At 51.9% G+C, this 241-nt stretch carries 1 protein-coding gene; it reads left to right on the top strand.

Features of this window, described 5'->3' with window-relative positions; all coding sequences use genetic code 11:
• The coding region (locus ACZ6JE_RS15520; RefSeq protein WP_464319528.1) for a DnaA ATPase domain-containing protein at nt 1–241 on the top strand (241 nt) is incomplete at both ends.

The raw sequence follows: 241 nt of genomic DNA, 5'->3' as shown, positions 1-241 counted from the left end.
CCACCGCGGCCGCGTGGGCAATTTCAGAGCAACCCGCCCACGCCTATAACCCGCTTTTCATTTGGGGCGGTTCAGGTTTAGGGAAAACACATCTTCTTCACGCTATTGGCCATTACACGCGCCAACTATTCCCACAGTTGAAGGTGCATTACGTCTCCACCGAGGAATTCACGAACGATTTCATTAACTCGCTGCGTGATGACCGCAAGGAGAAGTTTAAAAAGCGTTACCGCGATTGCGA

It is taken from the genome of Frigoribacterium sp. AC759 (assembly GCF_979256015.1).
The sequence above is the reverse complement of the archived record's forward strand: the minus strand, read 5'-3'. Positions and strand labels throughout refer to the sequence as shown.